Annotated in this window: 25 protein-coding genes; 7 read left to right on the plus strand and 18 right to left on the minus strand. The window is 64.2% G+C overall.

Annotated elements, in window-relative coordinates:
- Window positions 1-57: 57 nt before the first annotated feature.
- The 7 genes from BMZ43_RS03755 to BMZ43_RS03785 all read left to right on the plus strand — a co-directional run bounded on the left by BMZ43_RS03755 (window position 58) and on the right by BMZ43_RS03785 (window position 7274).
- On the plus strand, window positions 58-840 hold the full coding sequence (locus tag BMZ43_RS03755) for a sugar phosphate isomerase/epimerase family protein (RefSeq protein WP_093249942.1): 783 nt from the start codon (window positions 58-60) through the stop codon (window positions 838-840).
- On the plus strand, window positions 833-1762 hold the full coding sequence (locus tag BMZ43_RS03760) for a sugar kinase (protein WP_093249947.1): 930 nt from the start codon (window positions 833-835) through the stop codon (window positions 1760-1762). Before BMZ43_RS03755 ends, BMZ43_RS03760 begins: the two co-directional genes overlap by 8 nt.
- A 37-nt stretch (window positions 1763-1799) precedes the next feature.
- Complete coding sequence (locus BMZ43_RS03765; protein WP_026083602.1) at window positions 1800-3083, plus strand: MFS transporter; 1284 nt, start codon at window positions 1800-1802, stop codon at window positions 3081-3083.
- Between the two features lie 14 nt (window positions 3084-3097).
- On the plus strand, window positions 3098-4081 hold the full coding sequence (locus BMZ43_RS03770) for a 2-hydroxyacid dehydrogenase (RefSeq protein WP_093249962.1): 984 nt from the start codon (window positions 3098-3100) through the stop codon (window positions 4079-4081).
- Between the two features lie 53 nt (window positions 4082-4134).
- Window positions 4135-4341, plus strand: a complete 207-nt coding sequence (locus BMZ43_RS03775) for a hypothetical protein (RefSeq protein ID WP_007159388.1) — start codon at window positions 4135-4137, stop codon at window positions 4339-4341.
- 76 nt (window positions 4342-4417) lie between these two features.
- Window positions 4418-6367 carry an ATP-binding protein gene (locus tag BMZ43_RS03780; protein ID WP_093249966.1) on the plus strand — a complete coding sequence of 650 codons (1950 nt, stop codon included), beginning with the start codon at window positions 4418-4420 and terminating at the stop codon, window positions 6365-6367.
- A 373-nt stretch (window positions 6368-6740) separates the two neighbouring features.
- Window positions 6741-7274, plus strand: coding sequence for a hypothetical protein (locus BMZ43_RS03785; RefSeq protein WP_093249969.1), 534 nt, complete (start codon window positions 6741-6743; stop codon window positions 7272-7274).
- On the opposite strand, the gene BMZ43_RS03790 is transcribed toward BMZ43_RS03785, so the two are convergent.
- The 18 genes from BMZ43_RS03790 to BMZ43_RS27175 form a co-directional block, all read right to left on the minus strand.
- Entirely contained in the window at window positions 7237-7503 is a 267-nt protein-coding gene (locus tag BMZ43_RS03790; protein WP_093249973.1) for a hypothetical protein, read from the minus strand. The two genes, BMZ43_RS03785 and BMZ43_RS03790, sit on opposite strands and share 38 nt — an antisense overlap.
- Window positions 7500-7913: a hypothetical protein gene (locus tag BMZ43_RS03795; protein WP_256562863.1), complete on the minus strand. Its 414-nt coding sequence runs from the start codon at window positions 7911-7913 to the stop codon at window positions 7500-7502. The genes BMZ43_RS03790 and BMZ43_RS03795 overlap by 4 nt, the downstream gene beginning before the upstream one ends.
- Window positions 7910-8335, minus strand: a complete 426-nt coding sequence (locus BMZ43_RS03800) for a ubiquitination-like system serine protease family protein (protein ID WP_093249977.1) — start codon at window positions 8333-8335, stop codon at window positions 7910-7912. The genes BMZ43_RS03795 and BMZ43_RS03800 overlap by 4 nt, the downstream gene beginning before the upstream one ends.
- On the minus strand, window positions 8335-8808 hold the full coding sequence (locus BMZ43_RS03805) for a hypothetical protein (protein ID WP_093249982.1): 474 nt from the start codon (window positions 8806-8808) through the stop codon (window positions 8335-8337). Before BMZ43_RS03805 ends, BMZ43_RS03800 begins: the two co-directional genes overlap by 1 nt.
- 116 nt (window positions 8809-8924) lie before the next feature.
- Window positions 8925-9284, minus strand: a complete 360-nt coding sequence (locus tag BMZ43_RS03810; RefSeq protein WP_093249985.1) for a DUF1353 domain-containing protein — start codon at window positions 9282-9284, stop codon at window positions 8925-8927.
- Complete coding sequence (locus BMZ43_RS03815) at window positions 9281-9736, minus strand: hypothetical protein (protein ID WP_216352423.1); 456 nt, start codon at window positions 9734-9736, stop codon at window positions 9281-9283. The genes BMZ43_RS03810 and BMZ43_RS03815 overlap by 4 nt, the downstream gene beginning before the upstream one ends.
- On the minus strand, window positions 9733-10617 hold the full coding sequence (locus tag BMZ43_RS03820; protein WP_093249993.1) for a hypothetical protein: 885 nt from the start codon (window positions 10615-10617) through the stop codon (window positions 9733-9735). Before BMZ43_RS03820 ends, BMZ43_RS03815 begins: the two co-directional genes overlap by 4 nt.
- Before the next feature lie 47 nt (window positions 10618-10664).
- Window positions 10665-11183 (minus strand): hypothetical protein, encoded by a 519-nt coding sequence (locus BMZ43_RS03825; RefSeq protein ID WP_093249996.1) that lies wholly within the window; start codon window positions 11181-11183, stop codon window positions 10665-10667.
- A 9-nt stretch (window positions 11184-11192) separates the two neighbouring features.
- Complete coding sequence (locus BMZ43_RS03830; protein WP_093250000.1) at window positions 11193-11675, minus strand: hypothetical protein; 483 nt, start codon at window positions 11673-11675, stop codon at window positions 11193-11195.
- Window positions 11672-12256, minus strand: a complete 585-nt coding sequence (locus tag BMZ43_RS03835; protein ID WP_093250007.1) for a hypothetical protein — start codon at window positions 12254-12256, stop codon at window positions 11672-11674. The genes BMZ43_RS03830 and BMZ43_RS03835 overlap by 4 nt, the downstream gene beginning before the upstream one ends.
- Window positions 12257-12274: 18 nt before the next feature.
- A complete protein-coding gene (locus tag BMZ43_RS03840) occupies window positions 12275-12967 on the minus strand; it encodes a hypothetical protein (protein WP_093250012.1) in 693 nt (230 codons plus the stop codon).
- Window positions 12968-12980: 13 nt separating this feature from the next.
- Window positions 12981-14519, minus strand: a complete 1539-nt coding sequence (locus BMZ43_RS03845; protein WP_093250016.1) for a hypothetical protein — start codon at window positions 14517-14519, stop codon at window positions 12981-12983.
- The gene (locus BMZ43_RS03850; RefSeq protein WP_093250019.1) at window positions 14516-14995 is read right to left on the minus strand and encodes a hypothetical protein; all 480 of its coding nucleotides are present in this window, start codon (window positions 14993-14995) and stop codon (window positions 14516-14518) included. The genes BMZ43_RS03845 and BMZ43_RS03850 overlap by 4 nt, the downstream gene beginning before the upstream one ends.
- A 1-nt stretch (window position 14996) precedes the next feature.
- On the minus strand, window positions 14997-16715 hold the full coding sequence (locus BMZ43_RS03855; protein WP_093250023.1) for a hypothetical protein: 1719 nt from the start codon (window positions 16713-16715) through the stop codon (window positions 14997-14999).
- Window positions 16715-17224: a hypothetical protein gene (locus BMZ43_RS03860; RefSeq protein WP_093250026.1), complete on the minus strand. Its 510-nt coding sequence runs from the start codon at window positions 17222-17224 to the stop codon at window positions 16715-16717. Before BMZ43_RS03860 ends, BMZ43_RS03855 begins: the two co-directional genes overlap by 1 nt.
- Window positions 17225-17266: 42 nt before the next feature.
- On the minus strand, window positions 17267-20215 hold the full coding sequence (locus tag BMZ43_RS03865) for a tape measure protein (protein WP_093250031.1): 2949 nt from the start codon (window positions 20213-20215) through the stop codon (window positions 17267-17269).
- A 99-nt stretch (window positions 20216-20314) separates the two neighbouring features.
- A complete protein-coding gene (locus tag BMZ43_RS03870) occupies window positions 20315-20617 on the minus strand; it encodes a hypothetical protein (RefSeq protein ID WP_093250034.1) in 303 nt (100 codons plus the stop codon).
- Window positions 20618-20676: 59 nt separating this feature from the next.
- Window positions 20677-21219, minus strand: coding sequence for a DUF4124 domain-containing protein (locus BMZ43_RS27175; protein ID WP_093250040.1), 543 nt, complete (start codon window positions 21217-21219; stop codon window positions 20677-20679).
- Window positions 21220-21309: the final 90 nt, after the last annotated feature.

Raw genomic sequence — 21309 nt, forward strand, 5'->3', positions numbered from 1 at the left:
GGGCACCTTTCGCATTTTTATCCGTCATTTATTGAAACCGGTTTCAGGAGAATAACAATGCCACCGGAGATCGCCATCACCACCTCGGCCTTTGGTGCCGACGGGGTCCGTACCCAGGGCCAGGCTGCCTGGCTCGACCTGATCGCCGCCGCGGGGGCCAGCCATGTTGAAATCCGCGCCGAACTCTTCACCGATACGCCCGATTTCGCTGCCCTAGGCGCCGCCATCCAGGCGGCTGGTCTGGGCTGTGTCTATTCGGTCCCCCTCGAACTCTGGCCCGACGCCGGCGCGGCCCTCTCGCCGCGCCTGCCCGAAGCCATCGCCGAGGCCCGCCTGCTGGGCGCCGATACGCTCAAGGTGTCCCTCGGGCACTACCGCGCGGCGGTCGATCTGGCGCCGCTCGACAGCATGCTGACGGGCGACGGCCCACAGCTGCTGGTGGAAAACGACCAGACCGCCCAGGGTGGCCGGGTCGAGCCACTGCGCGCCTTCATCCAGGCGGCCCGGGCAATCCAGTTGCCGGTGGCGCTGACCTTCGACGTCGGCAACTGGCGCTGGCAGGACGAAGATCCGCTGCAGGCCGCCCGCCTGCTCGGCCCGGACGTCCGTTACCTGCACTGCAAGGCGGTCCGTCGCCGCGCGGGCGGCCTACACGCCGTGCCGCCGGAAGCCGCCGATCTGCTGGCCTGGCAAGGCCTGATGACCTATTTCCCCCGCGGCTTGCGGCGCGCCATCGAATTTCCCCTGATGGGTGCGGATCTACTCGCCGAGACCCGCCGCCAGGTGGCGGCGCTGCGCACCCTGGATGGCCATGCCCAGGAGGAACGCCGGCATGGCTGACGTCGACATCCTCGCCTTCGGCGAAACCATGACCATGTTCGTCGCCGAGACGCCGGGCGACCTGGCCACGGTCGGCCAGTTCGGCAAGCGCATCGCCGGCGCCGACAACAACGTGGCCATCGGCCTGAGCCGCCTGGGCTTCAAGGTCGCCTGGCTGTCGCGGGTCGGTGACGACTCCTTTGGCCGCTTCGTGCGCGCCAGCCTAGAAGCCGAGGGGCTGGACTGCAGCCGCCTCAAGGTCGATCCGCATCACCCCACCGGCTTCCAGCTCAAATCCCGCATTTCCGATGGCAGCGATCCGGTGGTGGAGTACTTCCGCCGCGGTTCGGCGGCCAGCCACCTCAACATTGAGGAGGATTTCGACCCGAGTCTGCTGCAGGCGCGTCACCTGCATGCCACCGGTATCCCGCCGGCACTGTCACCCAGCGCCCGCGCCTTCAGCCGCAAGCTGCTGCAGGCCATGCGCGACGCCGGTCGCAGCATATCCTTCGACCCCAATCTGCGGCCCTCTCTCTGGGACAACGAAGAGCAGATGCGCCGCGAGCTCAACGACCTCGCCGCCCTCGCCGACTGGGTGCTGCCCGGCCTGGCCGAGGGCCGGCTGCTGACCGGCTACGACACCCCGGCGGACATCGCCGCCTTCTACCTCGACCGAGGCGCCAAGGCCGTGGCCATCAAGCTCGGACCCGAAGGTGGCTACTGGCGCACCCCTGATGCCGAGGGTGAGGTCCCCGGCGTGCCCGTGGCCGAGGTGGTAGACACCGTCGGCGCCGGCGATGGCTTCGCCACCGGCTTCGTCAGCGCCCTGCTCGACGGCCTCGATGTCGCCGCCGCCGTCGCCCGCGGCAACTGGATCGGCGCCCGCGCCGTGCAGGTGGTCGGCGACATGGAAGGACTGCCCTACCGACACGAACTGCCCTGATCTACACCTTTACAAGAACAATCAAGCAGGTGACCCCATGAACGCCTCTTCTCTCGCTCCACGCCGCTGGTGGTATCTGATGCCAGTGGTCTTCATCACCTACAGCCTGGCCTACCTCGACCGGGCCAACTATGGCTTCGCCGCCGCCTCGGGCATGGCCGACGACCTGGGCATCACCCCGGCGATGTCCTCGCTGCTCGGTGCGCTGTTCTTTCTCGGCTACTTCTTCTTCCAGGTACCCGGCGCCATCTATGCCGAGAAGCGCAGCGTCAAGCGGCTGATCTTCTGGAGCCTGATCGCCTGGGGCGGCCTGGCTACCCTGACCGGCATGGTGCCCAACGTCACCCTGCTCATCGCCATCCGCTTCCTACTCGGGGTGGTCGAGGCGGCGGTGATGCCGGCGATGCTGGTCTATCTCTGCCACTGGTTCACCAAGCGGGAACGCTCGCGGGCCAATACCTTCCTGATCCTCGGCAATCCGGTGACCATCCTCTGGATGTCGGTGGTGTCGGGCTATCTGATCCACGCCCTAGACTGGCGCTGGATGTTCATCATCGAAGGCCTACCGGCAGTGATCTGGGCCTTCATCTGGTGGCGCCTGGCCGCCGAGCGGCCCAAGGATGCCACCTGGCTCGCCGCCGAGGAAAAGGCCCGTCTGGAAGAGGCGCTGAAGGCCGAACAGCAGGGCATGAAGCCGGTCAAGAACTATGCCGAAGCCTTCCGCTCGCCCAAGGTCATCCTGCTGTCGCTGCAGTACTTCTGCTGGAGCATCGGCGTCTATGGCTTCGTCCTCTGGCTGCCGTCGATCCTGCGCCAGGGTGCCCAACTGGACATCGTCCAGGCCGGCTGGCTGTCTTCCCTGCCCTATCTCGCCGCCGTGCTGGCCATGCTCGGCGTGTCCTGGGCCTCGGATCGCATGCAGAATCGCAAGCTGTTCGTCTGGCCGCCGCTGCTGATCGCCGCGCTGGCCTTCCTCGGCTCCTTCGCCCTCGGCCCTCACCACTTCTGGTGGTCCTATGCGCTGCTGGTGGTGGCGGGGGCCTGCATGTACGCCCCCTATGGCCCCTTCTTCGCCATCGTCCCGGAGATCCTGCCCGTCAACGTCGCCGGTGGCGCCATGGCGCTGATCAACAGTATGGGCGCCCTGGGCTCCTTTGCCGGCTCCTACCTGGTGGGCTATCTCAACGGCGTGACCGGCGGTCCCGGCGCGTCCTTCGGCTTCATGGGCGGCGCCCTGCTGGTGGCCGTGGTCCTCACCCTGCTCCTGCGCCAGGAACCGGTCGCTCGCGCCGCGGCGCTCAAGCCCGCCACCAGTCACTAGAGGAAGACTCGTCCATGAAAAAGAAGGTGATCCACTACAAGGCCCTGTCGCCGGTGCTGACCGCGCGATTGAGCGAGGCCTTCGACCTGGAGTACATCGACGTCAAGGCCCCGGGCGGCGAAGCCCGGTTGCGCGAACGCCTGCCCGAGGCCCAGGGCCTGCTCGGCTCCAGCTTCAAGCTGACGCCCGAACTACTGGATTTGGCGCCCCGGCTGGAAGCCATCGCCAGCGTCTCGGTGGGTTTCGACAGCTACGACCTGCCCTATCTGCAACGGCGCGGCATCCTGCTGTGCAACACCCCGGATGTGCTCACCGAAAGCGTCGCCGATGCCGCCTTCGCCCTGCTGCTCGCCACCGCACGGCGCATCGTCGAGCTGGCCGACTGGGTCCGCGCCGGCCAGTGGCAGGCCAGTCTGGGCGAGGACCATTTCGGCTGCGACGTCCATGGCAAGACCCTGGGCCTGGTGGGCATGGGCCGCATCGGCCAGGCCATCGCCCGTCGCGCCCACCTGGGCTTCGGCATGCAGGTCAACTACACCGCCCACGCCGCCAAGCCGGAGGTGGACGAACGCTTCGGCGCACGCTTCCTGACGCTGCCGGAGTTGCTGGCGAGCTGCGACTTCCTCTGCGTCACCGTGCCCCTGAGCGACGAGACCCACCACCTGTTGGGCGCTGCCGAACTGGCGCGGTTGCCAGCCCATGCCATCCTGATCAATGTCTCGCGCGGCCCGGTGATCGATGAAGCCGCGCTGATCGCCGCCCTGCAGCAAGGCCGCCTGCGTGGCGCCGGGCTGGACGTCTTCGATCGCGAACCCGTGGCGCCGGACTCACCCTTGCTGCGCCTGCCCAACGTGGTACCGACGCCACACCTGGGCTCGGCGACCCAGGAGACGCGCGAGGCCATGGCCCGCTGCGCGGTGGACAACCTGCTGGCCGCCCTGGACGGTCGCCGGCCGGCGAATCTGGTCAACCCGGAGGTCTGGCAGCACCGCGAGTGAGCCTTGGCGCTCATTTGTGGTCAGACCATTATCAGCCCAACGGAGAACGCCCCATGACCGCCTTCGACGATCCCCAAGCCTTCGTCAACCGCGTGCGCGAGCAGGCCGCCGATGCCGAGCGCAGCGGCGACATCCCCCGCCTGCTGCAACTGGTCAACGAACTGGCCACCGCCTTCGAGCGCCAGGCCCGCAGCACGGCGGCGGACAACGCCGAGGTGGCGCGCGCCGTCGAGGAGTTCGAGCGGCACGAGGGCACCTGAACCGCCGGTCCGCCCGCCTTTCGGTCGTGCGCCCTTTCGGTACCGTGACGGACCAGCGTCCCGAGGTCTAGCTCTAGTGCCCATCGCCACCCACACCCTGCTCGGCCGGCTACTCAAGCTGGTCCCGCGGGACGCCCCCGCCCCCTGGCGCTATCTGGGCGCCGCCCTGCTGATCGCCATCGCGGCCGGGATCCGGTTGAGTCTGGGCATCGACAGCCTGCCCTATCTGCTGTTCATCCCCTTCATCATGGCCGCGGCCTTCTGGTTCGGCCTGGGTCCCGGTCTCTGTGCCATCCTGCTGTCGGTGCTGCTGGCCGAGACCCTGTTCGTCAAGGCGCCGGCCTATTTCGCACTGTTCTCCGAGCGCTGGGTGTCCCATGCGCTCTTCGTGCTGGTCAACGTGATCATGGCGATGGTCTGCGCGGCCCAGCGCCGCAGCCTGGAGTCCCTCTATCGCTTCGCCGGCAATCTCGGCGAAGAGGTGACGCTGCGTACCCGCCAGCGCGACCTGATCTGGCAGGCCAGCCCCGATCTGCTCTGCACGGCAAGCCTGGACGGCCAGTTGCTGGACCTCAATCCGGCCTGGACCAGCACCCTGGGCTGGAGCATCGAGCAGCTGCACCACGAGCCCTTCATGGCCTTTGTCCACGTCGAGGATCGCGCCCGCACCGAGGCGGCACTGGAACGTCTCACGCGCGGTGAGCCGGTGTTCGGCTTCGAGAATCGCTATCGGCATCGCACGGGCGGCTATCGCTGGCTGTCATGGAACGCGGTGCTGCAGGACGGCCTCATCTATGCCGCGGTGCGTGAAGTCACCGCCATCCGCGAGCAACAGGAAGCCCTGCGCCAGACCGAGGAACAGCTGCGCCAGAGCCAGAAGATGGAAGCCGTGGGCCAGTTGACCGGGGGCATCGCCCATGACTTCAACAATCTGCTGACCGGCGTGATCGGCAGCCTCGACATGCTCAGTCTGAGACTCGAACAGGGTCGCTTCACCGACCTCGAGCGCTATGCCACCGGCGCCAAGGGTGCCGCCGAACGCGCCGCGGCCCTAACCCACCGGTTGCTCGCCTTTTCCCGCCGCCAGGCGCTGGACCCCTCGGCCACCCAGACCAACGCCCTGGTGCTGGGCATGGAAGAGCTCATCCGCCGCTCGGTCGGCCCCCAGGTCGAGATCCATATCGAATTGGCGGAGGCGCTGAACCTCACCCTGTGCGATCCCCACCAGCTGGAGAACGCCCTGCTCAACCTGTGCATCAACGCCCGGGATGCCATGCCCGAGGGTGGGATGCTGCGCATCGTAACCGCCAATCGCCGGCTCAACGAAGCCCAGGCTGCGGCTCTGGAATTGCCGCCTGGCGACTATGTGACCCTGGCGGTGCTCGATACCGGCTCTGGAATGCCGCCCGCGGTGCTGGCCCGGGCCTTCGATCCCTTCTTCACCACCAAGCCGGTGGGCATGGGTACCGGCCTTGGCCTCTCGATGATCTATGGCTTCGCCAGGCAGTCCGGCGGCGTTGCCCATATCGCCTCGGCCCCGGGCCGAGGCACTACCGTGACGCTCTATCTGCCACGCCTGGTGGAAATCCCACCGCCGTCGGTCGAGACGATGCGTACCTCGCCGTTGCGCTATCCCGCTGGCATGACGGTGCTGGTGGTGGACGACGAACCCCTGGTGCGGACGCTGGTGGACGAGGCCCTGCGCGAACACCGCATCCGCACCCTGGAGGCGACAGATGCCGCCACCGCACTGCAGGTGCTCGAATCGGATACGCCGCTGGATCTGCTGATCACCGACGTCGGCCTGCCGGGCGGGTTGAGCGGCTGCCAGCTCGCCGCCCTGGCCCGGGAGCGTCGCCCGGGTCTGATGACCCTGCTGATCACCGGCTACGCCGAGGCGGAGCTACCCGGCGAACCCCTGCCCGCCCCTGGCGTCGAGGTGCTGGCCAAGCCCTTCACTCTGGAAAGGCTCATGACCCAGATCGACCTGCTGCTGGCCGCCCGCGAACAAAAGCCGCAGGCCTGATGCCGCTCCCTTGAGCCGAGTGGGGCCGACAAACGCCACGAGTTGGTGGACAATACGCGGCTATCCCAAGGCAACCGGATCGAAACACCCGCATGAGCGATCTCTCCGCGCACACGCCCATGATGCAGCAGTAGTTGTGTCTAGGCGCTGGAGGCCGCTCTGCTGCTGGATTCGCTTTGAAAGCTGTCTAATCTGGTTTCATCGATTTGGCCGAGTTTGACCCAGTATTGGCGCGGTTTCCCGCGTTTCAATTAGACAGCTTTTCTCCCTCCTCCGGCGTTCTGCCGACACCCTATCCCCTGCCTTTCGTCATCAGCCACTCGACAAGCGAGCACGGCGCCGTACTGTATGCCTGAACAGCACGGATGCCGTCATGATCTTCGATCCCCAGACACCCTACCTCCTGAACCTGAAGGCCCAGTTCGAGAACAATCACGAGCGCCTGAACTTCCCTGAGCTGTGGCACCGCAACTGCATCGCCCTCGCGACAGGTCTGCTCCATCGCCAGTCAATCGACCATGCCGCCTGTGTCGAACGCTGCGAATTGGCTGATGCGGGACTGGAGCACGCGCTGGAGATCCATGCGACTTGGCCGCGTGGCTGGGACATCAGCCTCAGCTATGCCCTCACCTGCCAGGCCACCGGCGAGGTCTGGGCTACCGCAAGCGGATGCAGCTTTACCCGACCACAGCTTGGCTTGAACCCGGTGGGGCACTTCAGCCGACAGGATGATGGCCGCATCTACCTGGTGAACATGTTCCAGCGCGAGGCCTACGGCGTATTCGTCACGCCGACCGCGGCGCAGATCGACGGCCGGCTCTACGAGATGGTGCTGAAAGGTCGTTGGGATGGGCGGAAGGTCGTGCCGATCACTGACACGCCTGGCCCGCCGCCTGCAGCTCCCTGATGTACCCCTTCGCCTGCCGGCGCTCGGCCAGCAGCGCCCGGACCTTCACCTCTAACGTGTCCTCCCTCCGCAGTCCATCGGCCGCCCAGGCCGGCACCGCCGGCGCCTTCACCCGGCACGGCACCTGGACCGGCACCTCTACGCGCACCACGCGCGGCTCTGGCTCGGCAACGGGCTGGCCGGCGCACCCCGCCAGCGCAACCAGCATCCCCACGACGATCCACCTCATAGGCCCAGCTCCTTGTCGATGATCGCCGCAGCTGCCGCCGCCGGGTCACCCCCGGTGCGCTCCTGCTGCAGGCGGTTGGCTGCCTGATAGTCCTCGCCGGCGGTCTTGGCGGCTTGCTGCTGGATTGGCTCGGCCTTCTTGGCTCGTTCTTCGGCGGCCTTCCGGAGATCCGCCAGAGCCGAGTTCTGCTGGCCGACCTGCCCTTCCAGCGTGCTGCTGGCGGTACGGCAGGACGCGAGGGTGCTGGCCGAGGCCGTCACTTTGTCCTGTAGCTTCTCGACGACGGGTCGGTAGTGGTCGGCGGTGAGCCAGTAGGCCACTCCGCCGCCGACTACTCCGCCCAGGCCGAGCAGGACGACAACGGCGCCCGCGATGACGGCCGCCCTGTACTGCTCGAACAGCGCGCTCACGACTCACCCCATGCCGCCATGGAATGTTCCCAGTCGGGCAACTCAACGGTCTGCCCGGCGAGATGATGGGTGCAGTCGCCCAGGTACTGAATGCGGCCGTCCGTGATGAACGAATGGCAGATCAGTCCGAAGCGGCTCCGCACTACAGCCTCGAAGCCGCCGGAGGCATAGATCGCGTCATGCTCACGCTCTTCCTCATCGGTCATGACTTCCTTCCCGTCTGGCGCTCTAGTGGTGCGTGCGAGGACCGACGGGGTGAAGGTCGGGCTCTCAGGGTTGCCGTTGAAGCCCCAGCGAGGGCCAGGGCCGGTGCCGATATTGATGGAGTGCGGCATATTGCAGCCGCGGCAGAAGAATGCCAGCTGATCCGGGGACCCCTCCGGTGAAGCTAGGCAACGGGATATTGCGACGAAGGCGCCCATCACTGCACCGCGGCCAGGGCCTGGGCATAGATCGCCTCCCAGGTCTGCGGGTGCGGCTTGCCCGGGCGCCAGACGCGAGCGTAGAGATCCCAGGCTTCCTGCACCTGGCCCAGGGCCGGCAGCGGCTTGGGGTCGGTCCACAGCAGTAGCCGGGCGAAGGCCGCGGCAAGAACGTCGTCGCGCTCCAAGGCTTCGTAGACGGCTTGAGAAGTGGGCTCGACCTGGCGGGCGGAGCAGACTTCCAGGGCATAGGGCCGGCTGGACGCATGACCCAGGACGCCGCGGACTCCGCCGTTCTGTTCAAACTGGAACAAGCCCCGGGCTGGCCCGCCGATCTGGCGCCGGAACTGGAGGCGGGATTCCTGCAGACCGATAGCCAGCAGCATTACAGTGGCGCGCTTGCCGGCCATCTTGGCTGGCAGCAGTGCGAAGGCCGGAGCGATGGCGCCGGTCTGAGTGGTGTCGAGGGCCATGGTTTTCTCCAGGCATGAAAAAGCCCGCGCTCGGCGGGCTGGTTGTCCTCATGATCGTGAGGAATCAGGTGATTAGTCGGTGTCAGGTGGGGAGATTTCGCACGACCGTGAGGATTTCAGCCGTCGCCATAGCGGCTCGCGCCGCCGATCCGGACGCCGCCCCACATCAGCCAGGCGCGCCAGCGAGCGATGCCGCTCGAGCGCAGGGCGTTGAAGAAGACCCGATCGGCCTCCTCGCGCGGCAGGAGCGCGCCGCGGTAGAGGAAGTCGTGCAGCACCGCGGCGGCATGGCCGTAGGCGCCCACCAGGTCGAACACGATCGGTAACCGCGGAACGCTGGCGAAGTCGGTCTCGAAGTCCACCGGCACCGTCAGCAGGCCCTGATAGGGGTCCAGATACGAAAATGGCGCCAAAAGGCGCCATGTCTTGCGGTCGGTCTGCAGTTCGGCCTGCAGCGGCTCCGGGAATCGGTTCATGCCGCCTCCTGTGCCGGTAGTGCCGGTAGCTCGGCCAGGAAAGCATCCAGTGCCGGTATCTCGCGCTCCCCTGCCTTGACCTTCGCCAACTCCTGATAGGCATAGGCCCATACCAATGAGCGCCAGGCCCGGAAGGCCTTGCCGTCTTCCTGGAACTTAGCAACTGCCGGCTCTTCGGCGTAGCTCACCGCGGTGGCGATGGAATCATAGCCACGCGCCCGCGCTTCTCCGTCGAGGCGCGCCTGTATTGCCTGCTCGAAATAGCTCGATAGCTCGTCCAGGGCCTGCTGCTCAGTTTGAGCAGCTTGAGGCGTGTTTCCCTGCTCCAGCCAAGCCTGGTAGTCGTCCCACCAACGATGACCTTTGCTGATGTAGCAGCCGTCCGCCAGGCGCAGCACCATGTCTGCCCGGGTCGTGCCGTCGGTACTCATTACCAGTTGATAGTCACTCATAGCTCTGCATCCGCCGCAAAATAGCCGCCGCCACTCCAGTCCACATAGCAGTTAGCCGCGGCTGCCGAGGACTGGACCAATATCCGGAACCCGTTGATGTTGGGCGACACGCTGACCCCGTTGGTGCCGAAGTTGGTGTTGAGGTTTCCGGTACTCCATGACGAGTTCGATATGGTCATGGCTGGTGCCGTACGCATGGTAACCGGGAAGCTGTAGGCAAACGACTGATAGCCACCCGAGGTATAAATCGGCGTGTTGATCCCGCTTGCCCATGGCAATCCCTGCCAGTAGTAACGCTGACACAGGTGGAGCTCGAAAGCCGTCGACCGGGCGTCCCAGCCGGTGGCCACCGAACCCAACTCCAGCTGCATACGCTTGAATGTGGTGGACGACGATACCGAGACGGTGATCGTGAGATTGCCGGTACCCGAAGGTAGCGTGAGGGTGACGCCCTTCCGGCCGCTACCGGACGCAATCGTGCCAGACACGGAGGTGGTGTCCGTCGCCGCAAAGACCGCGGCCACCGTTACGGTCGCCGACGGATCTTCCACGCTGAACGTGACCGCCTTGCCAGCCAGGTAGGCCGCCGAGTCTGCTTCGACGACCTGGATGATGGCCCCACTCGCCAGCGTGATGGTGCCTCTGGAAACACTTACGGACGCCCCGTTCGAACCGGCTTTCCATCGGTCGAAGCCATACACCCCAGGGGCCAGCGATCCACCCGCAAATGCACGCTGGTTGATCACCATCCCGCCATTGATCAGGGCATTGCGCATCGCTGGCAGCCCGCTGTCCAGCGCTCCAAGGTTGACTCGGGCTGCCGAGGCAGATGAGCCGCCGGTACCGCCGGCGCTCACTGGCACGACGTCACCGGACGGCATCTGTCGGTTCCGGCCGGAAACCCGCACCAGCGGGAGCCGGGGCGCCATTACAGCACCACGTAATCGTAGTCGTCGGTCACCAGCTCGGTGGCGCTGCGAGCGCGACCCAGGCGCTGATCGATCTTGCCGGCCTGGGCGGTATCGGTGGCATCAAGCGGAGTCGCCAGGACACCGCCGGCGGTGCCAAGGTAGTAATCGGCGCCAACAGTGAGGCCCGTCAGCTGATCGTTGGTCGAATCCAGCGGCCAGATGGTGGCCGGCTGGCCGCTGGAAACCTGGGCTTTCACGAAGCCAGTGGCCACTCGGCCATTGCTATTGTCGGCCAACCGCGCCGACAGCGTGCCGCTGTTCGCGTACTCGTTGACGAAAGCACCAGCGGACAGGGCTTCGGTCGCGGGAGCCAGGCGAGTGGCCGCGCCAATACCGTCCGGCATGGTGGTCGGGTCCAGCTTGCCGCTGGAGTTCAGCGCCGGGATCTTGCCGGCATCGGCCGCCCCTGCCGATTGGGTGACAGGGGTGTACTGCTGGGTCTTGCCGTTCTTGCGCTGCAGAAGTTTGTCGACCATGGATCACTCCTAATCGAGCCAGACTGGCTCTTCGATATTGAGAATTACCCGGGTAGCGCTGACGGCCGCCCCGAGTCGAACGTCGAAGCCCGACGCCGGCGGCGTTTGAGTCAGCGCCCCGTTGGTGCCGAGCCAGATCGGCCCGGGTGTCCATGACCAGGCGGCATCTTCGACGGCGCCGATCAGCTGGATGTTGGTTGCGGTGCCGGGCGCGGCGGCGGTGAGCGCCAGGCCGAGCAGCAGGTCGATGTGATCCGCGTCAGTGGACGAGAGCAGGAAGACCTGGCCATCGAGCTCGTACACCACGCGCAAGGCGCTGAGCGTTTCCCCGGCCAAGCGCTGTACTGCGGCGCCACCAGCAGGACCAGGCGCGCCAGGCGGCCCAGGTGGGCCCTGGTCGCTGAGGGTCACCACTAGGATCTCGGCTTCGGGCTCTACAACGATGCAGTGCTCGTCTTCTACGACGATCAGGCCAGGAGAGTCGCAGCTCATGGGCAGCCCTCCAGTCCGACCTCCACCTCGCCCTGGGCGAAGCGCGTTACCGTGCCATCGGCGAAGGTGAGTTCCAGATCCCAGATGGCGCGGGTCCAGCCAAGGACAGCGGTCGCAGCGGCGCTCAGGTGGATCCGCAGCAGACCCAGGCCATCAATGACCAGCCCCCCGTTCGCCGTGGTCAACTCCAGCACTGACGCGGCGCCAATCTCAGGGCGCACCAGCAGGCGTCCACTCACGCCAGCCAGGTCTATCGGCGGAAGGTAGATCAGGCGCCCCGCGGACGGCTTGGCGCCGCTGGCATCAATGACGTTGACCTCGAGCGTGTCCTCGTCGATGACCTTGACCATATGCGGCCTGGCGCTGGCCGGATCGCGGTTTAGGTTGGGCAGCCCCACCACGCCGGCGAACCAAGCTGGCCAAGTGCCAACAAGGCCATGCCCGGGCGCCGTGATGCGCACCGGTGCCGTGGCGACGATGCCGGTGATGTCGCGGTAGATCCGGCCCGGCTGCATCAGTCGCAGGACCTTGTTAAGCGTCGTTCCCTGGATGATGCGCAGGGGAATGCAGGCCGGCGTCATGGCGCATAGTCTCCAAGATTAATAGCCAAATTTTATTTTATGGGTGCCGTCGGCCAGTGGGTTGACGTTCACGCCAGAGAAGTTGATGTTCGTATCAGAGCCGTTTACATAAACGCTGGCGGTATCCGAAGATGCGGAGAAAACTTTTCCGTCTATCGAAATAGATTTAAAGGGAAGCGTTTCAACACTGTACTGACCTCGAATTCGGTTAATTAATTGGCGATTTTCCCACGTCATAATTATCAATTCGCCAGACGCTCCATCAACTGGATTCGCGCCTTTTATTGTTGAAGCGAACGGTGGGTTAAGTGACCCTAGTTCATCTCTCCAGTACCCATATCGGTAATCATCCTGATTGGCAGATGTCAGGACGATGGATCCCCCCTCAAGCGTATCAACCCTAGCTTGAAGATCAGCCACCACAGACGCCAGATACTCGTTCTGCTGGGAAAGGGCGGACATTACGCCTGCCGTAACAGCGCAATAGATGATGCTGCCCGCCGGCCAGGCTTTGGCTACCGTGCCTTCGCGCGCTCGAGTCAGGCTGGCGGCCTTGTTCTCGACGACAGCGTCGACGATCTCCCACACCGAGGCTTGGGATGCTGAGTCGGTCAGCGTCAGTCGATAGGCACCATTGGGCAGATCAAGCGTGCAAGAGGTGGCGCCGGAGGCCAAGGCGAGAGCCTGGCTCCAGTTGTTCACGAAGTTCATCGGTATTCCTCAGTCAGATGTAACAGACAGGCCTTTGCGATCGGGCCACGGCATGAGTCACGGGGCACCAAGTGGCGTAGATCCTGTTACCGCCCTGCTCGTAGCCGAGGGGAACCACTAGCGCGGGAAGGGCCTGAGCGCCATCTGGGGTAGCGACCTGGGCGTCCCAATCCGTTTGATCAACCAGTGCTTGGGCTACGCCAAACACCTGGTTGGATAGGCGTTGAGGGATCAGTCGAAGACTCGCTGCATCTCCATTTTTCCACCACTGGGCATATCCCTTGTCGATAGAGTAGGGAATTTCACCTGGCTGGTTAGCGGCCAATGGAACAGTGGCGTAGCGTCCCCCGATGACGACGAGACCATTACTAGAACTATATGGGACGTCGACCGTGCGATTGACAGCCCGGGTATCGCCCGTGGAAAAGGCCACAGTACCGGCGGCCGAACTTCGGTACTTACCATCCTGCGTGAGCTCTTGAAGCAGTTCAGCGCTTTCCTCAATTTGCTCACTGTATTGAAGCGCCCAACTCGCGATAGGGTTACCGTCGTAGGTAATTGTCAGAACATGGACGCCTGTCATCCTCCTTTTCTGCGTCCACTTCCCTACCAGCGGCTCGTTCGGACCAAAGCTATCTGCGCCCTCGTGCTCAAGCGGAGGCAGTTGATAGGTGGTCGTCGTTTGGGCGGACAGTCGGGTCAGATGCCTATCCCCTTTTTCATCGTAGTGAATGCCCACTAGCCAACCGTTGAAACCCTGGCTTGCTGAACCACTCGCGACGGTCGCGTAGAGAAACCAGCTTTTAGGCGGATTGGGACCGTGACCAAGCGAGTAGCTCCCTGTCTCGGTGTAGTCAGCCCACCAATACTCGATCTCCTCCGCCAAAGGCATTTCGAATGCCGTACCCAGGGTCTGGGCTCGAGTGTAGAGCACAGTCAGCGCGGCTTCGCACTGCGCCCCCTTACCGCTCAGAGATAGCTCAAGCCAGCCCACCGGCCGAAAGCGCCAGGCCTGGTCGTCGCCGAAATACAGGGTCAGTTCTATAGCCGCCCGATCACCTGTCACAGTTGCATGGTGCAGCAGAGCAACAGGATCTTTGCTGGCGCCGGGAGGCTGTGTTACGGCTGGAGCACCCTGGCCCAGGTTCGGCTTTACTATCGGGTAGTTATAGGTTTCCGGCTCTCCGGAGAGCACGCCGAAACGCGCCAGCGTGATGCTCCAATCGACGCTCAGGAAGTCGAAGGTGACGCGCCAGCACGCCCCGTCCGGATCGATGTAGATCCAGCCGTTGAGCTGTCCCCCGTGCAGCTGACCCCCGCCAATGATCGCGCGGTCCCACCACTGCCAGCCGCGCTTGCTGTCCTCCTCCCTCTCTTCATCGCTGCGTTCGACGGCGGCTGCCAGCGGGTGCTTGACCAGGAATGTCGAGCCGGTGAATGAGTAGCTGTCGCGGTAGGTGTGGGGGTGCTTTAGCGTCTTGCCATTGGACAACGTGAGCTTTCCGTCCTCGACGAGCCCGTGATAGGGGCAGCCCCAAACAGGCTTCGTCATGTCGGCTCCTCGGTGGCCACAGTGCCGTTCGGGTCGGCGTACTGGAACTGAACTGTAGCGCCGTTGGCGTCCGTCATGTTCATGGTCTTGATAGCCGGCAGGATGAAGAGGCCATCACTGCTGGTGAGGCCGCTGGCGTAATACTCTCGGTCTGGCACGGTCTTGCCGTCGACCGATCTGGTCTTCTCGGTCAGCGGGCTCGCAATACCCCCGCCGGTGTTGCTCGCCGGCCTGGGCTTGAACTCACCGGTACCGCTGGCAGCGGGCACTCCCCCGCGGGCCTGCACTTCGGGAAGCGACTTGTTCGCTCTGGGCGGCGCCACCACGGCGTTGATGTCGTCCACCGTGGTGCCGCGCCGGGAGGCCTCCATGGCCGCGCCGATTCCGCGGCGTTCAGCCTCATTCGAGGTCCCAATGGCGCGCCGTGCGGTTTCCATCGCCTTGCCACTGGCGCGCCGGGCGTCTCCAAGTGCCATATCAGAGCTCCAGGGTGTCGTTCGGGATGACCACCCGGTACTCCGCGGTGGTGGTATAAGCCTGCTCATCTCGCAAGGCAGCTGGAATTTCCGGCGCAGTGACCTTCATGCGCCGCGGAAACTTCTCCAGGGTGGTGTCCTGCACGTTGCTGTACATGCCCGAGAAGCCGTCACGGTCAGGGTCATAGTCACCGCTATCAAGGTGCCCACCGAGCTGGGTGTCGAGCGCGTAGCCCCTGCTGCCGGTTCCAGGGCGACTGGTGGTCTCTGGCGGAGCGCTGAGGGCGTCCGCATCGGTACCACCGCCACGCATGACCGCAATGGTGGTAGTGATCAGGGCGCTACCTGACTCCAGGTCGTAGGCCTCCTCAAGCCGCCGGCATTTCCCAACGGCCTTCACGCCCTGATCAGCCAGGCTGAGCGTCTGGTCGAGATCTGCGCCCAGGCACATGCTGGCGGGGAAGTCCCAGCTGACAGTGCTATCGCGGTGACTGCTGAGGATTGTGGTCTGCGCCTGGTGGAGCAGCACCTCAATGGCCGCCGCACGCCGGGCAGAATTGCCAAGGTCGGTGAAGCCGTCAGTACCTCCGGTAACCTCATCGCTCTCCCATGCATCGGCCCGATCATCCTCGATCTGGACCGCCAGGCGATCGCGGGACACCTGTTCCCCGGCCTGGGCAACGCTGGTGGGCGCGTAGACCTTCAGCGTCAAGCTCTCGGTGACCTGTTGTGTCCAGCGGCGGGCACCGGTGAAGCTGGCCGACAGCAGAAGGCCCTCATAGACGTTGATCCACGGGATCCCATCGCCGCACGGGTTCGGCATGCTCAGCGGGATGGTGTAGTAGCTGCCGGCCACGAGGGCCTGGCCGCTGCCGCTTACTGCCGACTCGATCATCTCGACGTCCGGTGTGTCCGATGACTCCTTTCGCCATTGGCAGAAGCCGCCCAGGCCGCTTGCCCCGTTGGTCTCAGGATGCACCCAGGTGTAGCCGTTGCTCTGCTGCCAGAGCCGGGCGTAGCGATAGCCACCCTCGATCTGGACGACGTTGGTCAGCCGATCCAGCTGCGCGAGCTCGACGCGGATGCTCTGGTATATGGTGGTGCCGGCGCCGAACTCAAATGCCGGCGCCTTTGCGAACCAGGGCGTGACCCGCAGCGCGCCGGCGGCCGAGGCTTCCAGGCTCGATGGGATGGTGCCCAGGCGCTCGCCCGCATAGTCCCAGCGGCTGCGCCCCTCGGTGGGCTCGAACACATCATCCGACCAGTAGCCGCCGATCAGCGCATCAATGTCAGCGATGGCCATGGCCTCGACCCGCTTCTGCAGCTGGTCGCTGCAGTTCAGGGTCAGCAGGCGCTGGGTGGCATCGTAGGAAGGATCAGAGACCTGGCCGGTGTAGCGCCGGGACTGCGTGACCACACCACCCTGCTCACTGACATAGTCGAGCGTCACCGGGCGGCCGATCCAGTCGGTGGGCACGACAGGCCCCGGCGGCAGGAAGATGATCACGGTGGCCAGGCCAGCGGCGCCCTCCTCCCGGTCCACCGATACCGAGCCGGTCAGCTGCGCGGAGTAGTCCACGCCACCGATCATCAGCAATAGCCGCCAGGTGAAGGACAGCGCCGGCGCCACCGGTACCGGAGGATTGGGACCAGGATCATCGCCCTGGCCTGCCCCTCCAGCGTTCAGCGGCTGGGCATTCAGCGGGTAGGCGTTGAGCATCACGCCTCCTCGGCGGTCAGTGTCCAGTCAAAGGTTGCGGCGCTGGCGTCCATCGCCTCTTCACGGTCGACGTAGACACTGAACATGGGCATCCACTGCACCTGGTAGAGCGTGGCGCCATCGACCGGGGTCACGGTGGCCACCTGGCCGGCCACGCCGGCCGGGGTCGTGACCCACTCGGTGTCGACAAGGGCCAGCGCCCAGGGCGCGACGTCAGGCCGCGGGGTGCTGGTCAGGGTGAAGCTGGTTCCGGTGCCCCGGATCGAACGCGGCTGGGTGCAGCGCAGCTCCAGCGGCTGGTCGAAGTTCAGGCCGTCCAGGCCTGGGCCCATCCACCCGCTTCCGCTGACGGTGATAGCGGTCTTGGACCAGTGACGCATGTTCACCAGCGCGCCTTGGCTCAAACGAACCCGGGCGCGGCCTTCGGCGCCGACCTTGTACTGCTGGCTTGGCGGCCCATCATGGGCAACCAGCGGGATTCCGCCGAGCATCACGCGCGCAACGGCCATAGCGACTCCAGTCAAGAAAAAGCCCGCGCAAGGCGGGCCAGGTTATCCACGTGTCCGGGGTCGTCCGAACTTCTTCCGAGCGATCTCCAGCTCGCTGCGCTGGCTGGCCGGCACCGACACGGTCAGGCTGTCACCGCCGGGCAGCGCCAGATCCATGGTGCCGAGGAAGGCCTGGTCGCCACCCTGCAGTAGCGCTGCCGCAACCGGGGGAATTGTCGGCACCCGACCTACCGCTCCGCCGGTAGCGAACCGCGGCAGGCGCCTGGCGTTCAGCTGTTCCAGCAGATCCGGGCCGTAGTGCCGCACCGCAGCCGCACGCATGACGAACTCCCCGTTGGAGAGGCGCGCCAGGATGCTGTCCGAGGTGCCGGTGCCAGGTCCGGAGATTTGCCCGCCAGTGGCGAAGCCAGGAACTGCTGCGGCTGGGTCTCCAGCAGCGACGGGGGCCACCACCGGAGTGATGACAATCCTCGAAGCTGCGGTGATCCTCTCAATGAGCGCCTGCATGTCCGCCTGGGCTTGCGCGGCAGCCTGTTGATCCAGCGTTGGCTGCACTGTTACGCCGAGTCCCTTCAGGCTTCCAGTCAAGTCCAGCGGGGTGCCCATCAGCCCCATCGACTTCATGTTGTCGGTAGGTGGAAGCAGATTAAACGTCAGATCAACCGTGGCCTCGCTGCCGATCTTCTTCGCCAAGGCCCGCATGTCGTCTAGCAGCTTGTTCGCGGCCTCATCACTCATGAGCGGGGTGACTTGGATGTTTTGCAAGCGCGAGGCCTCCTGCTGCAGCTCCACCAGCTTGTTGCGGATGCTGTCCAGCTTGGCGTCGGCCTGGCTCTTCTCCAGGTCGTTGGCCCCGAGCTCAATGGCCTGCAGCTGCTTGGCGAAGCCTTCCAAGCCATAGGTGCTTTGGCCGGCCTTCTGCATATCCAGAAGCATTTGGCGCGCCGCCTCGGCCTGCTCCATGGCCGTCTTGAAGTCGCCATTGCGCAGGGCATTCTGCGCCGACACCTTCAGATCCTGGGCCGCGCCATAGCTAGGCTCAGCGGTACCGTTACGCAGCTGCGATACGGTGGTCGAGTACTTCTTATTGATCCCCTTCCGCTTTTCGCCGATCGCCTCAATCTTGGAAAGCTGTTCTTGCTCCAGCTTTTCTTGAGCCGCGAAGTACTGCTTGGCATCCGCCAAAAGCAGATTCAGGCCTGCTTTCTGCTGCGTCCGCCTGCTTACCAGCGCCTCAGCATTGGCCTCAAACAAGTCCTCCTGCTGCTTTTTCTCAAGAGCTGCTCGCTCAGCGGCCGCAGTGCGGGCATCCTCGGTCAGTCCAGTCATCTCGGTCAGCAACTTCTGCCGATAGGCCTGATATTGCTTGAGCAGTTCTTCGTTTTGTTCCTTGCTTCTAACCAACGCGGCGTCATTGCCACTTATCAAAGCCCCGAAGAAACCTAGCGGGTCAGACGTAGGCCCTGGACTTTGGATAGCCTGCTTAAGCTGTTCGATCTGCTTATCTACTGAATCCATCTTGGCTAGATTGCCGGTGATCTTCGCCGCGTTATAAGCAATGCTTTCGCCGAACTTTGCAAAACCGGCTGCGCCTTTTACGCCCCAACTAGCCAGCTGAACTAGAGCCGACGCGAGAGCCACAAGCCCTGCTTTAACTTCAGGGTCCTTCACAACCTCTGTTAGCTCCTTGATCTGGCTGATCAAAGGACTCAGGTCAGACGATCCCACGGCCGCATTCAGCGCATCTCCCAGCTGGGTCATGGCGCCGCCTACCGTCTCCGGCATTTTCGCGGCCTCTTCCCTCAGGGTCTCCAGCTGACCCGAGAGCGCCTTGGTCACAACGGAGGCGGTCAACATGCCGTTATCGGCCATGTTCTTGAGCGCGCCGGTGGTGACACCCAGGCCCTTTGCCAGGGCCTGCATCAGTCGCGGAGCCTGATCTGCCACGCTATTGAACTCGTCGCCACGCAGCGCACCGGAACCCAAAGCTTGAGCAAACTGGGTCGCACTGTTGGACGCTTCCTCGGCTGATGCTCCTGAAACGCGGAAGCTCAGCGCTACCGCTTCGACGATCTGGAGCGTCTGCTTCTGAGTGGCACCCGCCTCCTTCATAGGCGTGTTGATCCGCGTGAACAGGTTGACCATCGAGGCCAAGGGTACCGCCGCGCGGGCCGAGATCTCCCTAAGCGATTCCTGCGCAGTGTTGAACGCTTCCTGGCTGCCCGTCGCAAGCCTGAGTCTCGCATTCATAAGCTGGTAGGCATCGGTCATCTTGGCAATCTGGGCGACGGCGGCGATACCGGTAGCGCCAGCGATTAGCGCGCCAGTGCCAACGTCGGTGACCTTGAAGCGCGAGGTGGTGCCCTGAAGGCTATCCATCTCAGCCTTCGTTTCCTTGATCCGCCGTGTCAGCGTCTGCTGTGCGATCGCCAGTTCGCCAGCACTGAGCGTCCCGGAGCGCTTCAGGAGATCGTATTGCGAGCGCAGGTTGCCGATCTCGCTGCCAAGTTCGCGGTAGCGATTTACACCCAAGCTCTGAGCGGCGGACTGCAAGGCACTCCCTCGTTCGGCAACACCTAGCCGAGTGCTGAGCTGCGCGCGCAGGCGGGCCTGCTCCGCCGCCAGCTTGGTGGTATCAACGCCGGCAGCCTGCATCTCAGCACGCATCGCGGCCAGCGTAACGATTTGCTTTGCCTCTGCGCGCTCAAGTCGCTGGAGCTCTGAAACTGAGTCGCGATAGGACTGCTGCAGAGCCTTGCTAGGCGCTACGGCTGTGGCGATCTGGTTGCCAAGGTCTCGAATGCGGTCGCGAGCAGAGCTGGCGGCTTTCTGGGTCCCCTCCAGCGAGGTCTCCATATCGCGAAAGGCATCGATCCGCTGCAGAGGCTTCTGCACCTCTCGCACCAGAGCCTGGTATTCCTTGCGGAAGCCACTCAGATTCGTCTGAGCGCCGCTCACATCGGCCTGCAGCCGCAGTTCTACGTCAGTCATATCAGGCCTTTAGGGAGCGGAGAAAGAGTCGCCATGGGTAGCTGAACGCTTGGTGATGGCCCAGGCGGATGAGCGTGCAGACGGTTTGATCTAGCTGGTTTAGCGCTTGGCGCGGAGTGCCTCCAGGCGCACCAGCATCCCGAAAAAATCCGGGTTCATCTCCTTGCACGCCTTGATGACCTGCTCCAGTTGGCTGGGTCGCATTGCATCAATCTGATCAGCGGTCAGAGATGTCATTTGCACCAGATCCTCTAGGCGGACGTCGCTGAAAAGCTGCAGGTTCACCACATCTTCACCGATTTCGGCCATAAGCATCTGGCGGACGCCGGCCACTGTCAGCTCACGGACGATGATCTCTTGGCCGTCCATGTTCAGGACGCGACTACTGGAAAGCTCTGCCATGCTTTTCTCCGGGCAATAAAAAACCCGCCTTAAGGCGGGCTCTATAACACTGTTCTATTTTACCGGCGTTGCCAGGTATCTACGCTGCCAGCGCATCCATTACGGTCATACGTTACGGCAGTAGCCGACTTATAGTCACTACTCACTTTCACATCTGTTCCGGCTCCGCCGCGGCCTCGCCTCGGGTCGTCGTTTTGGATGCTAGCCACCTGGCTACGAGTCATGCCAGACACGATCTCCTTGCGGACTTTTGCGGTACGCAGATCCTGGTCGTTTAGGCCGGTATCGCAATCTGGCCTGATTCGGCTGGCCCCTACGACTGTAACGCCACCGCTCGCTGTTGATGGAGGGGCGCCGTAATAGGCCTGCCCATGCGTCCGGTAAACTCGCCGCTCTGCCATCACCGTTTCCTCGCCTGCCGAACTGATAGTCGGATTGCGAGCGGACACGACCTCGTCAAGCGCATGGTTGTCTGGACAATTTGCGTGCGCAGTGAAGGTGATCTTTCCTTTGGCATCAACGCACTTAAAGACGCTGGCGGCCTGTGACATACCGGCGACTAGCAGAAGAGCTACAGCAATTAGAACCACTCTCATGGGCATCCCTCCCGAAAACTGTGAGGAATGTATCACTTTCACCAAAATCCAAAACCCAGGTTGCCCTGGGTCTGGATGAGCGGTCTTAGGTCCCCG

This window comes from Pseudomonas sp. Snoq117.2 (genome assembly GCF_900110545.1).
Classification (GTDB): Bacteria; Pseudomonadota; Gammaproteobacteria; order Pseudomonadales; family Pseudomonadaceae; genus Chryseomonas; species Chryseomonas benzopyrenica.